The sequence below is a fragment of the Pedobacter panaciterrae genome (genome assembly GCF_013204795.1).
Lineage (GTDB): Bacteria > Bacteroidota > Bacteroidia > Sphingobacteriales > Sphingobacteriaceae > Pedobacter > Pedobacter panaciterrae.
On record NZ_JABMKW010000018.1, the window covers coordinates 143,278 to 159,100 of the forward strand.

At 41.7% G+C, this 15,823-nt stretch carries 12 protein-coding genes; 4 read left to right on the forward strand and 8 right to left on the reverse strand.

The annotated features are described in order from the left end of the window. Positions 1-257: 257 nt before the first annotated feature. Entirely contained in the window at positions 258-1,766 is a 1,509-nt protein-coding gene (locus HQN86_RS16275) for a capsule assembly Wzi family protein (RefSeq protein ID WP_172661986.1), read from the forward strand. Here HQN86_RS16275 and HQN86_RS16280 read toward each other — a convergent pair. Continuing rightward, complete coding sequence (locus tag HQN86_RS16280; RefSeq protein WP_172661987.1) at positions 1,763-2,704, reverse strand: nucleotidyltransferase family protein; 942 nt, start codon at positions 2,702-2,704, stop codon at positions 1,763-1,765. The two genes, HQN86_RS16275 and HQN86_RS16280, sit on opposite strands and share 4 nt — an antisense overlap. Before the next feature lie 38 nt (positions 2,705-2,742). Further along, positions 2,743-4,164: a UDP-glucose 6-dehydrogenase gene (locus tag HQN86_RS16285; RefSeq protein WP_172661988.1), complete on the reverse strand. Its 1,422-nt coding sequence runs from the start codon at positions 4,162-4,164 to the stop codon at positions 2,743-2,745. Positions 4,165-4,597: 433 nt separating this feature from the next. Here HQN86_RS16285 and gmd point away from each other — a divergent pair, with 433 nt between their 5' ends. The 3 genes from gmd to fcl are packed head-to-tail and all read left to right on the forward strand — an operon-like array spanning position 4,598 to position 7,400. Next, positions 4,598-5,710 carry a GDP-mannose 4,6-dehydratase gene (gene gmd / locus HQN86_RS16290; protein WP_172661989.1) on the forward strand — a complete coding sequence of 371 codons (1,113 nt, stop codon included), beginning with the start codon at positions 4,598-4,600 and terminating at the stop codon, positions 5,708-5,710. 11 nt (positions 5,711-5,721) lie between these two features. Continuing rightward, positions 5,722-6,471, forward strand: a complete 750-nt coding sequence (locus HQN86_RS16295) for a WecB/TagA/CpsF family glycosyltransferase (protein WP_172661990.1) — start codon at positions 5,722-5,724, stop codon at positions 6,469-6,471. Then, entirely contained in the window at positions 6,468-7,400 is a 933-nt protein-coding gene (gene fcl, locus HQN86_RS16300) for a GDP-L-fucose synthase (RefSeq protein WP_172661991.1), read from the forward strand. The genes HQN86_RS16295 and fcl overlap by 4 nt, the downstream gene beginning before the upstream one ends. A gap of 1,350 nt (positions 7,401-8,750) precedes the next feature. Here the strand turns inward: fcl and HQN86_RS27070 are convergent. From HQN86_RS27070 to HQN86_RS16330, 6 genes are read right to left on the reverse strand one after another with little or no spacing between them, the layout of a single operon-like run. Next, a complete protein-coding gene (locus HQN86_RS27070) occupies positions 8,751-9,299 on the reverse strand; it encodes a CatB-related O-acetyltransferase (protein WP_172661992.1) in 549 nt (182 codons plus the stop codon). Further along, on the reverse strand, positions 9,296-10,252 hold the full coding sequence (locus HQN86_RS16310; RefSeq protein WP_317171721.1) for a glycosyltransferase family protein: 957 nt from the start codon (positions 10,250-10,252) through the stop codon (positions 9,296-9,298). Before HQN86_RS16310 ends, HQN86_RS27070 begins: the two co-directional genes overlap by 4 nt. Further along, positions 10,249-12,231 (reverse strand): right-handed parallel beta-helix repeat-containing protein, encoded by a 1,983-nt coding sequence (locus HQN86_RS16315; RefSeq protein WP_216854435.1) that lies wholly within the window; start codon positions 12,229-12,231, stop codon positions 10,249-10,251. The genes HQN86_RS16310 and HQN86_RS16315 overlap by 4 nt, the downstream gene beginning before the upstream one ends. Positions 12,232-12,288: 57 nt before the next feature. Beyond that, complete coding sequence (locus HQN86_RS16320) at positions 12,289-13,425, reverse strand: polysaccharide pyruvyl transferase family protein (protein WP_172661995.1); 1,137 nt, start codon at positions 13,423-13,425, stop codon at positions 12,289-12,291. A 2-nt stretch (positions 13,426-13,427) separates the two neighbouring features. Then, entirely contained in the window at positions 13,428-14,543 is a 1,116-nt protein-coding gene (locus HQN86_RS16325; protein WP_172661996.1) for a glycosyltransferase family 4 protein, read from the reverse strand. A 28-nt stretch (positions 14,544-14,571) separates the two neighbouring features. Then, entirely contained in the window at positions 14,572-15,822 is a 1,251-nt protein-coding gene (locus tag HQN86_RS16330) for an O-antigen ligase family protein (RefSeq protein ID WP_172661997.1), read from the reverse strand. Position 15,823: the final 1 nt, after the last annotated feature.

Consider the following 15,823-nt stretch of genomic DNA (forward strand, 5'->3'; position numbering starts at 1 on the left):
ACAAATTTAAAATTTTTAAGCAGAAAAAAGAATATATTTGATATAATTTTCAGCAAAAAAGTAATTTTACATCAATAAATCAACAAAATTCAAACCAAAAAATAATAAAACTATACTTTTAACATTAAATAATCAACAACTAAATGTAAATAAATTGTTAAAAGCAATATTTAACCAAAAAATAACATCAAAAATGTAAGAAAATCAAAAAATAATTCGTTTTATCCTGTACATCGAACACAAATCACATCAACCCTATGAATTTTATCTACCCTATTATCAGATCTTTAGTACTTTTTCTATTTATAACCTTTACGGTTGTCGTCAAAACAAGCGCCCAAATTTTCGATAAAATCCAGACAGAAGCCGAACTGCAAGCCACGGGAACCACCGGAGATGTAGTACCTTTCTGGATGCGCTCAAATCAATATGGATCCGTACCGCTCGAGGGCGTATCCGGCAGTCTTATCCTCCGAGCATATAAACCTTACAGCCAGTACCTGCAAACCGACAGCAATAGCAACAGAAAAAAACTAGTCGACTGGGGCATGGGTTTCGAAGGAAGAGGAAATGCAGGCAATAAATCCAACCTCACCCTAATTGAAGCCTACGCAAAATTAAGAGTTGGCGTATTCCAGCTAAAAGCCGGCAGAAGCAAGGATGTAATGGGACTAAACGGCGACACCTCATTAAGCTCAGGTAACTTCACCATGTCAGGGAACGCACTGGGCATCCCTAAATTAGAGATCTCCATCCCGAACTACTATACGATCCCGGTATTCCAGGGCCTTTTTTCCATAAAAGGAAATTTCGCACATGGCTTGCTCGGAAAAATAAAAGGCTCCACAGAAAGCAGCTATTTACATCAAAAGTCCCTTTACATGCGGATCGGCAAGCCCGACTGGAAACTAAAACTCTACGGAGGCTTCAACCACCAGACTTTCTGGGGCAACGAAAAAGATCTTTACGGCGCGGACTTCGACCTATCCAAATTCGAAACACTTTATTATGTCTTCCTGGGAAAAACATATAAAGGCAAAGGCGTTGGGCGCTCCAAGATCGGCAACCAGATCGGATCACTGGACCTGGGTGCCGAATACAACTTCGAGAAATTCAAGATCATGATCTACCGCCAGAACTTCTATGATGTTGGGGCATTGGCAAAGCTCGCCAACATTGCCGATGGTCTAAATGGGGTCAGCATCGAAAACAACGACAAAAACACCAAAATCAGCGGATTCAAATGGAAAAAAGCGCTATTTGAATTCTTTTACTCCAAAGATCAGGCAGGCTATCCATGGTCTAAAAAAACCAAGTCCGGCGACGAAGACTACTACAACAATGCCTTTTACCGAAATGGCTGGTCTTACTTTGGACCAGGGATCGGAAATCCCCTGATCACGCCCGCAAGCGACGCAAGAGAAGGTCAGGCATCAAAAAAGGCAGACTATTTTATCAACAACAGGGTTGTAGCAGTACACCTGGGTTTTGAAGGTGAAATTGACACCTGGACGTTTGCAACTAAAATCACTCATTCCTGGAACTACGGAACCTTCGGAACAAGTATTTACGGAAATACAACAGGAAACAACAGCAGCCCCAGTTCCAACAACATATTCATCCCGGTTCAGCAATTTTCAATCTACCTTGAAGGACTAAAGGCGTTGAAAAATAATTACAGGATTGGTTTTGCTACAGCGCTGGACCAGGGCAAGCTTTTAAATAATTCCTTCGGAGCGTCGCTTCGGTTGATTAAAGGCTTTTAGGCCCCCTGGTCAACTACCGAGAGCACTTCCCGCTCCCATAAATTTGCAGGGTAAACCCCCTGATCACTAAGTTTTTGAAGTTGCGCCTTCACAATGGGCGCATCTTCTTTGAACGTAACACCAAACCACCTGGCCTCGGTAGGAATCACTTTCACTGCACCTTTCCCCGAGTTAATCAGCGTATCGGTTACCTCAGGAATCAGGAATTCTGCTTTCAGGTCATCCAGATTCGCATCCAGGAATTTATAATACTCCAGTTCGCTCCAATTCACAAAGGCCGGCGTAAAACAGAAGAAATTCATGCTAACCTTGGTATCTAAAGCAAGCTCAAGATCAGCCCCTGCAATTTTAGTAAATGCTTTTCCGTCTTTTTTGTAGATTTCTTTCCGTTCTGTAATGCCAATAATATTACCATCGGCATTCACATTGATCTCTCCCCTGGTAACCGACCCGTTATCACTTAACGTATTTTTCAACTCATATCCAACACAAGCATACTTGCCATCCTCAATACCATTACTCAAAAAATCGAACGATTGCTTAAAGGCATCAAACCCGTAAAAGTCATCTGCATTGATGACCGAGAAAGGAGCATCCAAAACATCCTTACAGCACAACAAGGCATGCTGCGTACCAAAAGGCTTCACACGCGCCTGGGGAATTGCGCGCCCGCCACTATATTTATCTAAACTCTGATAAACATATTCAAGCTCAATTTTACCTTTTAACTTGGGCTCAATTGCCGCCTTAAAGGAATCCGAAAACTCTTCCCGGATAATAAAAATTACCTTTCCATACCCCGCCTTAATGGCATCGTATATGGAATACTCCATAATTGTTTCGCCCGAAGGGCCAAATGATTCGATTTGCTTGTTACCACCATAACGGCTCGCCATACCGGCAGCCAGAATTACCAAAGAAGGTTTCGACTTAAACATAATAAACTTAGGGATGTTAATTAACGAATATATAGATTTTAAACAGCAACCAGCTGCTTCTTTAAAGACTTGGTTCCTATAGACTGAACAATAAAGCCAATCGACCTTAATTTGTCTGCATCCAGCAAATTTCGTCCGTCAAAAATTTTTGCCGGCTTCAACATGCCGTCATAAATCCTTTCCCAATCGTAATCCTTAAACTCGTCCCACTCCGTAAGCACAGCTATCGCATGCGCACCTTTACACACCTCATAAGGATCAGCCCCAACACCTATACTCGCCCTGTTCTGCTCAGCAGTTCTGGAACCCAAATAATCCAGATCCGCATAAACCTGCCTTTCAACCACCTTCGGATCATACACCCGGAGTTCAGCCTGCTCATTCAACAAATAATCTGCCACATAGATCGCTGCAGATTCACGGGTATCATTGGTATCCTTTTTAAAAGCCCAGCCCAAAAACGCAATCTTTTTACCCGATACCGTATTGTAAAGTTTACGAACAATATTTAACGCAAATCTTTTTTTCTGATGATCGTTCATAATGATCACCTGCTCCCAGTAATCAGCCACCTCAGTCAGCCCGAATGACCTCGATATGTATACCAGGTTTAAAATGTCTTTTTGAAAACACGAACCACCAAAACCTACAGACGCTTTCAGGAACTTAGGACCGATACGACTATCCATCCCTATCGCTCTGGCAACTTCATTTACATCCGCTTCAGTTTTCTCGCACAACTCAGATATCGCATTGATCGAAGAGATCCGCTGCGCCAAAAATGCATTCGCAACCAATTTAGAAAGCTCAGATGACCATACATTAGTTGTTAAAATACGCTCTCTGGGAATCCAGTTGTTATAAATTTCAACCAGCGACTCAATAGCACGCTTGCCTTCCGGCGAAGAATCCCCACCAATCAGCACCCGATCAGGATTCAGCAGATCTTCCACCGCAGTACCTTCAGCAAGAAACTCAGGATTAGACAATACCTGGAATTCGATATCATTGCCTGCATATTGCAAAATATCCTTTATCGCCTCTGCGGTCCTTACAGGCAGGGTCGATTTCTCCACAATAATTTTATTTGACTTCGAAACTCTTGCAATCTGCCTTGCACACAATTCAATCCATTTCAAATCCGCGCCCATCCCCTTGCCCGAACCATAAGTTTTGGTTGGCGTATTCACAGAAATGAAAATCATTTGCGCTTCGTCTATGGCTTTATCCACATCAGTAGAGAAAAAGAGATTCCTACCCCTGGCTTGAGCAACCACATCGCTAAGCCCCGGCTCATACACCGGCATATTGTCCATATCCTGGTCGTTCCAGGCAGCAATCCGGGCCTCATTCAGGTCCACCACGGTTACTTTTATTTCAGGACACTGCTTAGCAATAATCGCCATTGTAGGGCCACCTACATAACCGGCTCCGATACAACATATGTTTGTAATTTGCATGATAAGTTAACATTATTTAAGTAAAACAATAAGGATTCAGATGATTTTTAATAAAACTTAACAAAAAGATAACATTGATCGTCATTTTTTTTGCATAAAACAACCAAATGCCTTACAAATATATAATTTAAGCTACAAAAAGAGCAAGACTTCCCATTTTTAACAAAAAAATAATATTAAAATAACCAATTATTCATAATAATATATCATTATAGTAACAATAGAAGGCAAAAACCCAAGCTTTAAGCACATACAAACTAAAAAAGATAAAAAAATTTACTATTTTATCATAAATAATTACCAATTCTCATCATATAACCTTATTTTTACAAACAAATAAGGCAAGCATACACAAACAACACCACCAAATTGTTGTTTTTGCCTCAAATTTTAAAAAACAAGTAAATCATTCCCAATTAAATCATCCCTATTTATGAAGAAAGCACTTATCACAGGTATTACAGGACAAGACGGAGCATATCTGGCAGATTTGCTGTTAAAAAAAGGTTACGAAGTGCATGGCGTTAAACGTCGCAGCTCGCTATTCAACACCGACCGTATTGATCACCTCTATCAGGATCCACACGAAAGCGACATCCGCTTCGTATTACATTACGGAGATTTAAGCGACTCAACTAACTTAATAAGGATCATTCAGCAAGTACAGCCTGATGAGATTTATAATTTAGGTGCAATGAGCCATGTTCAGGTAAGTTTCGAAACTCCTGAATACACCGCCAACGCCGATGGCATAGGAACACTCAGAATACTGGAAGCCATCAGAATTCTGGGGCTGGTAAAGAAAACAAAAGTGTACCAGGCCTCAACGTCTGAACTATATGGTTTGGTACAGGCAGTGCCACAGTCAGAAACTACTCCTTTCTATCCGCGCTCACCTTATGCGGTTGCAAAAATGTACGCTTACTGGATCACGGTCAACTATCGCGAAGCTTATGGCATGTTTGCCTGCAACGGCATACTTTTCAACCATGAAAGTCCATTACGCGGAGAAACATTCGTAACCAGAAAAATCACCCGCGGAACGGCTAAAATCGCACTGGGATTGCAGGATAAATTATACCTGGGAAATCTCGATGCACGAAGAGACTGGGGACATGCCAAAGATTATGTTGAAGCCATGTGGCTGATCCTGCAGCATGACACCCCTGAGGATTTCGTGATCGCAACAGGAATTACCACTACCGTACGTGATTTTATCAAAATGGCCTTTGATGAAGTAGGCATCACCCTTGAGTTTACCGGCGAAGGTGTAGACGAAGTAGGAACAGTTGTTTCCTGCAGCAATCCGGACTACCTGGTCGAAATCGGGAAAGAAGTTGTAGCGGTAGACAAGCGTTACTTCCGCCCTACAGAAGTGGACCTATTGATCGGTGACCCTTCAAAATGTAAAGAAAAATTAAAATGGGAGCCAAAATATGACCTGGCAGGATTGGTCAACGATATGATGAACTCAGATTTACAGCACTTCCAAAAGGAAAGAATGCTAAAAGAATCAGGATATGCAGTTAAAAATCAATTTGAATAAAATGCATCATTATGTTAGTAAAAAAACGACTTCTTTCCATTGATGTATCAAGTGGATCGTACAACGAATTTATAGGCGCTATTCTTAAATACGCCGTAGAAAGGGTTTCTTCTTACGTTTGTGTTGCCAATGTGCATATGCTCATTGAGGCGCACAACACCCCTAAATATGCAGATGTGGTAAATCAGGCCGATATAGTAACTCCAGACGGCATGCCTTTGGCTCAAGGCTTCAAATATGAATACAACCTGAAACAGGACCGCGTAGACGGAATGAGTCTGCTGCCTGCACTCCTTGCCGAGTGCGAGAAAAGCGACCTGTCTGTTTATTTCTACGGTGGCGATCAGAAAACACTGAACACCGCAGAAACGTATATCCGCGAGGCTTATCCAACTTTAAGGGTAGCAGGATTGTATTCCCCACCCTTTCGCAAGCTTACTGACGCAGAAAAGCTGGAGGATGAACAACGGATTAAAGATTCCGGCGCTCACCTGATCTTTGTTGCCCTGGGCTGCCCTAAACAAGAAATGTGGATGGCTGAAATGAAAGGCAAAGTGCCCGCATTAATGATTGGCATCGGAGGTGCACTACCTGTATTTACAGGCGCACAGAAGCGGGCACCAAAATGGATGCAGGACAATAGTCTGGAATGGGTTTACCGCTTAATACAGGAACCAAAAAGACTTTTTAAGAGGTATTTAACAACAAACAGTAAGTTTTTATACTTGCTTGCCAAAGAAAAACTGAAAACCAAGTCATGAAACATACTTCAAAAATCTATATAGCCGGTCACAACGGTATGGTCGGATCTGCAATAGCAAGAAAATTGCAGCAACAAGGCTATACCCAAATTATCACACGCAGTTCAAAAGAATTAGATTTAAGGAATCAACAGGAAGTAAACGACTTTTTCGCAACCGAAAAACCGGAATATGTATTCCTGGCCGCAGCGAAAGTGGGCGGCATTATGGCAAATAACGTCTTCAGGGGCGAATTTCTATACGAGAATTTAATGATCCAGAACAATGTGATCCATGCCTCGTACCTGAATGACGTGACCAAACTGATGTTCCTGGGTTCGTCCTGCATCTACCCTAGAATGGCACCACAGCCATTAAAAGAAGAGTACCTGCTTACAGGCGAGCTGGAGCAAACCAATGAGCCGTATGCCATCGCAAAGATCGCCGGCATTAAAATGTGTGATGCTTACCGGTCACAATATGGCTGTAATTACATCTCTGTTATGCCTACCAATCTGTACGGCCCTAACGACAATTACGACCTGAATAACTCACATGTTTTACCCGCATTGATCAGAAAGGTAATTGCCGCCAAAAACAATGCAGAGCCTTCAGTGACCATCTGGGGCACAGGAACACCAAAAAGAGAGTTTCTATATGTAGATGATCTTGCGGATGCCTGCATCCACCTGATGGAAACTTACAACGAACCAGGTCTGGTTAACATCGGCGTAGGCGAAGACATCTCCATTAAAGACTTAGCCGACCTTGTGGTAAAAGTTGTGGGCTACCAGGGCGAAGTCATCAAAGACCTTTCTAAACCAGATGGCACACCAAGAAAATTAATGGATGTAAGCAAATTAAATGCACAAGGCTGGAAAGCAAAAATATCCCTCGAAGAAGGAATCAAAAAAGTATATAACGAAGTAAAGGAAATGAATTGGAATTAAGTCCCTATTAATACCTAACCTCCCTAAGCTGAGAGGACGCACCACATCGGGCGTCCTCTTTTTTTGATCCCTCTGGTCATGGTTTTCCCTAATGTCAACACCGTGATTTTTGCCTCCATACACTTAAACCTCCTGTTGTTACACGATTAGCGCATTTTTTAAAAATCTCCTGGCAAATCTGTTTTAGCAATTTTCGACAATCCATTCCTTTAGTCTACCACCATACTATTCGGTCGAAACCCATTCTTTGGCCTAAGCTGGGGATTATTCCATATGTGGCCACCTCTTTCGCGGAACGTGGCCTCATATTACGGCCCAAAATGATCAGTCGATTTCGCTGAAAAGTGGTCACTCGGCTTATTTTAAGCGGTTTTTAGCTTCAAGATAGGCGCTGTGGACCGAATATTCATTTTGATTATAGAAATCAATCAACGCGCCTCTAATTGCGTTTCATTGCAAAATTCTGAAGCAGATCTCTGAAGACTTCTTCAGACAGACCGATTTATAAAAAATTGATGCTACAATCTCTTTTCAGATCACAAAAACAGCCTTAGGGACTACCCGCTGTCAGTCAAAATGCTAAAAACAAAAAAACTTGTCCAAGAAATGGGTAAGGTGAATTTTCGGGATTTGAATATATTTGGCCTAAAGGCTAAGGTACCTCCCGAAATTAAAGGCAGAAGTTCGGGTGCACAGTTTGGCACGGAATCGAGTGTCTACTATCTGCGAAATATACAGCTTATCCATAGTTTGAAGATTTAGGATGCAAAAATCTAAGGTCAATTTGACTTAAATGGGAGCGTTTGTTAAATTTTTAATTACAATGATGTTAAAATTACAAATTTTTAAGCATAAGTACAAAGTCAGAATTTTAATTGACACCCTTTACGTACCTCAATACTGACTTTCGAAGAAGATCGAAAGTAACAGTCAGCATTATTAAAGAATAAAGCAAATGGATACCCTGCAAAAATTCAATGCTAACTCAGCATAAAACCAGAAAAATGTTAAATTTCTAATCGCAATTCGATAACATACCCAAATTTCTCAGGATAACACCGCCGGCAGTTAGCTATAACCCTACCCACATATCCAAAAACGCTGAGATGAGGAGCTACGAAATATTATGCATGCTTTTATCCTTGCCCATGTGATATCGGTAACTATCTATAAATCTTTTTATACGATCAATCCGGAAGTATATCCAGCGCCGCCTGCCGGAAAATGTCAATTTTTAAATTCACTTTGAGACGCGTTTTCTACAACAGGGTCCCAAACATCTTTTTGGGTAAATACCCACTAGAACTGACAGGCCCAATATGTGAAATGAACTTCACGAATAAAGAACCTCTAGCTAATCATGCTATTCAATTCCCTCAAATGATTACTCAATTCCTCTTCCGAGTCAAACCTGTCCTTAATTTTCCTGGCCGGGTTCCCGCCATAAATACTATACGGCTCCACATCCTTGGTCACTACAGATCCCGCGGCTATAATTGCTCCGTCATTGATCACCACCCCCTGCATTATCGTTGCACCGTAGCCCACCCAAACATCATTGCCAATCCTGGTCACCAGGCCCTTGCCCTTCCAATCGTAGCTTTCTTCACGAATAGACGAGGCAATCCTTATCGGCGTACCTACCTGCTGAAAATGATGGTCATACCGCCCAACAATACCCACCCTGTTTCCAAAGATTACATAATCGCCAATCACACAATCCGTCTCTATTAACGAATCTCTCCCGATGTAAAAATGCTTACCGATCTTAATCTGATTTTTCGCCCACAACCTTACCCTTACACCCGCATGGAAACCCTCTGCAATATCGTACCTGGCCCATTTTATTTTGGCCAGATACAAATCCCTCAAATCCTTTATTAAGCCGACTACACTCATTTGAACACCCTTTGAAAAATTGTTTCAATTTTCGAGATGATCCTCGATACCAATCCCATTTTAAGGATAAACTTATTTTGATAAAATTGATTTACCTGAACTTTATGCGGCAAGGAAAAGCTCATCCGTTCTTCGGTATCCAATGCAGGCAAATACCTTCTGCCGGAACCATTGGTATGCGTAGCGAACTGGTCAAAACCATTGTTAAATACCTTCGAGAAAACCGGATAAATCGTCAACCCGCCCTTCCTGAACTGATGGTAGAACCAACGTATCGCCCAGGAATCGAGGCGACCTTCCATTTGCTCGGCCAGCATCTTGTTCAAATCCGAACCGCCAACAGCAAATTCTCTTTGTGCTCTGGAATCCTTTTTGAAAAGCGCATAGTCTTTAACCGCCCAATCCACATCCGACCAGCGATCTTTCCAGGTAGCCCAGCCCCAGGACCAACCACGCTTTAAGAAATAAGCATCATCATGATCATCCTTAGACTGCCCCAGGTTAAAAGCATAACCCGAAATAGAAAATGCCGCCGGATCCGACTTGTATTTCTCCAGGCAGGTGTTCATGAAGGTAAGAAAATTACTGGTGGTACTCAGGTCATCTTCCAGCACAATAACCGTATCAAATTTCTGAAAAACAGAAGTAACGCCGTCAATGATCGACTTCGCCAGGCCTTTGTTTTTCTCTGCCTCCACTACTGTAATCGCTTTAAATCCGGTTATGGTTTTTATAAAATCTCTAACCTGCTTTACAATCACTTCATCCTTTTCAACTTTGGCAGCATCAGAGAAAATAAAGAGCTCGCTATCCGCTGCGAGTTCGTTTTTTGCAAGCGCTTCAACCGTAGTTTTCAGGGTATCCAGCCGCTTATAGGTAAATAATAAAATTGGAGCTATATTCATTTTTTTAGATAGGGTTTGATTATTTTTTTTGCGGATAAGAATTTTTATTTTCTCAGTCCGATGTTCGAAACATTAATTTGTTTTAATCCTTTTAAAGCAGCCCCTCGGGGATCCTTACCAAGGGAAACCGTATTGCTGTCTAATACCGATTTATTCGACGAAAACCGGCCAACATTTATACATAAACTATTTTTGAATTTATTTGGTCCCGGCCTGTAATCATTTGAAGCCAGCTTCTTTAAATAGGGATACCGTTTTAGAAAAAGTGCCGAATTTGAATTCACATCACTCTTCAGCTTCTTGCTCATCTCTTTTGTACCCATCAGCGCCTTCCATTTCTCATCGGTCCAGGAAGTCATGGAAACCGCCAGCCCGCAGTTCACAAAGTTATTGTCGGCAAATGTATTGTCCCCGCCGCCATTTATATGAACCGCACCAAACCTCTGCTTACCCTGTACAGATCCACAGTTTTTAAAAACATTACTGTCCACCTTAATGCCTCCACTTCCATCGTCTATGTATACCGCGGCAACCATATAGCCTCTGGGGCTCACCAAATTCTCAAAAAGGTCGTTATGGATCCGCGTCCCTGTTGATGAGCGGTCGCGTCCCGTATACACTGCGCCCTGGTCATTTATTTCCTGCACCACATCTTGAATTTTATTGTACGAGATGTCATGATTATTTCCCCAGTACATAATTGCCTGCCCCTGGCTATCATGAATAAAGCAGTTCTTTATGGTATTGCCTACCCCGCCCAAAAATATAGCAGGAGAACTTACCCAATTCCTTCTTGCATAATTGTAAATCTCAGTATTATCTATTATGTTCCCTGCCGGCAATAGATTTTGTCTATCACCTCCTGTCATGAAAACACCTCCGGTTCCGGTATTGTAGATTTTGCACGATTTTATGGCAAAAGCCGAGGTCTTATCAAAAGAGATCAGCTCTTCATAACTCTTATACAAAGATTTATCAGCAGTGTTCTTTCCAATCCCGATACCCACCGTACCCAGGTTCATTATCGTACAGTTCTTGATGTTAATGTTTTTGGTGCCCTGCGCATAAATACCCATATCCCTGCCATAACCAATTTCCAATCCGCTTAACGTTACGTTATCTGAATTGATTAAGGAAATGATAGGTGTACTGCACACAGAAACAAAGAGCTCATCTGCCAGATCACCCGAATGGTAAAAAGATAGAATCCCGGTTGTTCTGTCTAAATAATACTCGCCTGAACTGTCCAGTTCTTCCGGGATATTGTAAAAGAAAAACCTCCTGAAAGGCGATGCCTCATCCGTACTTTTTACGCCATAACTCGTAGTAGCATCTAAAGTTATTTCATTTCCATCGATAGATTTAACCGGCACATTATCGTTTGCAAACCCATTGGCCAGAAAACCACTCACCCATACCTGGTCTGTTTTCTTCCATTTTGCGGGCCGGTCTCCGCTACAAGCAAACACCGCCCCTGCCTGAGTACCCGTTACACGCTTATCCTTTATTCCCGGATTACTAACCTTTCCAATAGGCAAAAAGCCCTTGTTTGGCCACCTGGCCAGCTCCATAGCCTGACCTTTATAAAACAGCTCCAGCGGAGCGGTAACGGCATTTCTATGGCCATGCTGCTGCAACTCACCATAATCGGTGATGCCTGCTTTCTTCAGGTCAATCTGATAAATGCTTGCAGCAGTTTTCTTCACAGCAGATTTATCAATTTTAACTCCTCCGCTAAGCAACACCTTTTCGCCTTTATAATTGGCAATGGTAAGCTGCTTCACATTGTCGTTACTGCCAATGCTTATTGTTTTATCCGTAAAATAAGTGCCACCCCTGATCAGGATGGAAACGGATCCACCTTTTACGGAGGCAGCCTTTTGCAATGCGCCATTTAAGCTGCGCAAAGGCTGATCTATGCTTCCGGCCGACTGATCGTTTCCACCAGGGGCAACATAAAAAATCTTATCATTATTTTGAGCGAAAATATTGAATGAACAGAGAAGAAAAAAAACCAATAACCTCATACTTTTCATAATTAATATTTCAAAATGTATCCTATTAACGTAAACTGTAGCGCAGCTTTAGTTCAGGAAAAGCCGGCCAAAATGATCGGTAATTGTCTTGGCCTTTTGTTTTTTAAAATGGATGAATTTTTCCAGATAAGAATGCTCAGCATCTATGCTAAACTTAATCTCGGTATCCGGTTTGGTATCAATCAACAGTGCTTCAAGATCAAGGTCCTTAAACACATTCACCAGCTTATGGTGCAATTTCAGATCCGTCAGAATAATAGGCACCGTATTGTTTAAAATAGACAATAAAGCTACGTGCAAGCGGTTTGTATATAGAAATCTTGCACCCGCATAAAGGCCAATAGCCTGTGCAAAGCTCAATTGCTTATCCAGCAGCTTACACTTGTAATTGTTCCGTTCTAAAATGTCTTTCAGGTACTGTAAAGACTCCAGGTCTTCTACCACCTGATAGGCCAGAACAATCTCTTCATTTTTTACAATCGTATCTGCAAACATCCGCATCAGGTTCACTGCAATCTGATCCAAATAAGCCTTGTTCAGCTCCTTACCCTCAATATCACCCCTTATAGAAACCACCACATAATTGTCGCCCTTATAATCCAGCTCAACGCGGTCAATTACAGCTTGAAAATCACCGATATCATATAAAAACGCCAGGTCATCAATCAAAGAAAGATTGTTAAAACCCTTCTCTTTCAAATGGTCATAATTATTAGAATCCCTGACCGCTATATCGGTATAAACGTTCGAGAGTTTCCTTTGATCAGCATAGCCGCCATCAGAGTATGGGCCTAAGCTCACACCCCACCTCAGCACGCCTATTTTGGCCGTTTTCAATACTACCGCTCTCAAAAAATACTTATAAAACTTAAACTTTGCCTTAGCCGCATCCTTACCTTCAAAATAGGCGCCGGGAGGATCGAAGACGAAGTCAACCTTACCAATAACCGAAGCTAAATTCAGCCACCTCAGTACTGGCTTACCCTCAAAAGCCTTAATTCCCTCAACAATAACGATGTTTTTAGCAAAGGGATTATTTAAGGTCACCAGATCATATAATGAGGGCACTTTACCATCTATAAAAACCTTTCCGAATTTTGATATTTCGCGTATCAGCAAGGCATTGATCAAAACATCACCCAGGTTAGAATCCTTTATTCTCGAAGGATATATAAAGCTCTTCATAACTAAAAATTTACCGTTTGTTTGTATAAATCATAAAACTCCTTTTCGATCTCCACAACATTAAACTTTTCCGCATATTCAATCCGTTTTTGGGCCGAATCATCAACCTCACCTTCCGCAAACTCCGTATATTTTGCTTGCAATAAGCTGGTCAGCTGCGGGATATCATCAACAATAAAATCCTTTTCTATGCCTTCAATGATCTCTGTTATGCCACCACCATCTTTAAATACAATTGTTGGTTTGCCCAGATGCAAACATTCAACCGCAACCAAACCAAAAGGTTCAGAACTCGATGCAAACACACATAAATTCATTACTGCCTGGTAATCGATCACATTGGTTTGGAAGCCTGCAAATATTACTTTTTTGGTTATCCCCAACTCTTCTACATAAGCCGTCAGCTTTTCTCTGGTCTCTCCATCACCAACCAGCAATAACATCACATCATCGTTATTCTTTTGCATCTCAAAAAAAGCCTCAATCAAATACTCCACCCGCTTCCAGCTGATAAACCTGGAGGTGGTGCCTATAATGAACTTTTCATTCAAGGATGGAAACTCCTCCAGTGCCCGTTTTTCATTCCAGCTGTCCTTAAACAGAACCCCGTTATAGATCACCGAATTAGATGGATTTTTAACCCCCATCTTAATCCAGAAATCTTTTGTGTAGAGTGAATTATTGGTCACCGAATCGCAAATAGAATTCAGAAAGCGCACCAGCAATCTGGTTTTCGCTTTAAAAGAAATGGTATCCGGCCGGCCGTCTAGTCCCGCACTATGATTGGTATAGATGATCTTCGCCTTAGAAAACCGCAGCGCCTCGGCCATTAGCGGTTTAAAGATATGCAGGTGAACAATGTCGTGTGTATTGGTGATCTTCAGGATCTTTTTATACGTCCTTATGTTATAGTCAAAAGGATTTAGCTTCACATAAAAGATCGGGATTCCCGTATTAACGATCCGTTTATTGGCAACCGCATCTTTATCCTGACAGCAAAGTATACTCACATCAAGCTCCGGATTCTTTGCCTGCGCCTGGGTTAAATAAAAGAGAAAGGCTTCAATTCCGCCAAAAAGGAAATCATGAACAACGTGGACAACTTTAACTTTACACATATACGTTAATTTTATTGTTTAAAACTTATTACTTATAAACCAGCTCTCTGGAAATATTGATCACATATAAAGCGACGCATAAAACGGGGACAGTTCCTAATAATGTGCTCCCTGCAATATTGCCAAGGAACAGGAAAAAAATGTAATATTTTGCGTAGGCAAATTCATTCGGCACCCGGGTTCTCAAAGTAGAGATCAGGAGTTTGAAAAACAGGAACAGCCCTACAAAACCAAAATATAAAAATATAGAGGCGTAGCCCACATCAGCAGCCACATAGCCCTGAGAGCGCCCATACTTATCTATAAAATCTCCGTATTTTGATTTGCCAAGCGAGTACCTGCCATTGCCAAGCAAATCGGTGATCACATTCGGAGAGACCTCTGTAAAATAAAACCGGTAAGCTCCCACCCTCGGGTTCTCATCTCCTTCCTTCTGACCGGAATACTCCGTCTCACTTTTTTCAATTAATGCAGAGATCACCGGACTCACGATCAAAAGCACCCAAAAGGCTGCAACAAAGCCAAAAACAACCAAAAGCCTTTTCATCAAACTCAGGTTATCCAGAAAATACAGCAAGCCTAAAATGAAGCTGAAAATAATCGCCTGTCTGCCCAGGTGGAGCACAATGGTCACAAACAATACCACACATACCACCACCCATTTCTTATTAAAAGCATACTTTATTTTCGAAATGGACAGAAAATAGGCAAGGTAAAGCGGACCTGCCCCAATCAAGGTGAGCCTTATTCTCGAAATCCCGCGACTCGTATCAATCTCCTTATCCAACTCACCGTAGCCTTTAAACAGCCTGAACGGAGAAACCGCCAGCCCCACATAAAAGCAGACCAGGTAAATGGCCACAAACACCCATATAAAGCGCTCCACCTCATGCATTTTGGGTTGGCTCTTTGCCAAATAGAAGTAAAACAGGAACGAAAAATTAGGGATGGTCGAAATGAAGGTATCCAGGAAACCCTGTTTCCAGAACAGCGTTGCACAAAATACGGAGATGAAAGTAAACAACGACATCGTCCTTATGACATAAGAGAACCTGTCCCTGTACGACCCGAATATGTAATTTCTCGAATAGAAGATCATCCCGGCTAACAGCACATAATAGAATGCCTTTAACAGGTCATCATTTAAATTTAATGGCCTGAAAAAAAAGAAGTAAGAAAGATTAAAGATCAAAATGAATGAGATCAGTTTCGCCTTTTTCTCTATTTGCTCTTCGCTTTCTATCTGCTGCTCGGGTAAAAGTTCTTCAGTAACTGTCATT

Coding starts and splice junctions, on each gene's coding strand:
- HQN86_RS16285 (WP_172661988.1), bottom strand. CDS start 4,164: ATGCAAATTACAAACATATGTTGTATCGGAGCCGGTTATGTAGGTGGC.
- HQN86_RS16325 (WP_172661996.1), bottom strand. CDS start 14,543: ATGTGTAAAGTTAAAGTTGTCCACGTTGTTCATGATTTCCTTTTTGGC.
- HQN86_RS16315 (WP_216854435.1), bottom strand. CDS start 12,231: ATGAGGTTATTGGTTTTTTTTCTTCTCTGTTCATTCAATATTTTCGCT.
- HQN86_RS16320 (WP_172661995.1), bottom strand. CDS start 13,425: ATGAAGAGCTTTATATATCCTTCGAGAATAAAGGATTCTAACCTGGGT.
- fcl (WP_172661991.1), top strand. CDS start 6,468: ATGAAACATACTTCAAAAATCTATATAGCCGGTCACAACGGTATGGTC.
- gmd (WP_172661989.1), top strand. CDS start 4,598: ATGAAGAAAGCACTTATCACAGGTATTACAGGACAAGACGGAGCATAT.
- HQN86_RS16275 (WP_172661986.1), top strand. CDS start 258: ATGAATTTTATCTACCCTATTATCAGATCTTTAGTACTTTTTCTATTT.
- HQN86_RS27070 (WP_172661992.1), bottom strand. CDS start 9,299: ATGAGTGTAGTCGGCTTAATAAAGGATTTGAGGGATTTGTATCTGGCC.
- HQN86_RS16280 (WP_172661987.1), bottom strand. CDS start 2,704: ATGTTTAAGTCGAAACCTTCTTTGGTAATTCTGGCTGCCGGTATGGCG.
- HQN86_RS16330 (WP_172661997.1), bottom strand. CDS start 15,822: ATGACAGTTACTGAAGAACTTTTACCCGAGCAGCAGATAGAAAGCGAA.
- HQN86_RS16295 (WP_172661990.1), top strand. CDS start 5,722: ATGTTAGTAAAAAAACGACTTCTTTCCATTGATGTATCAAGTGGATCG.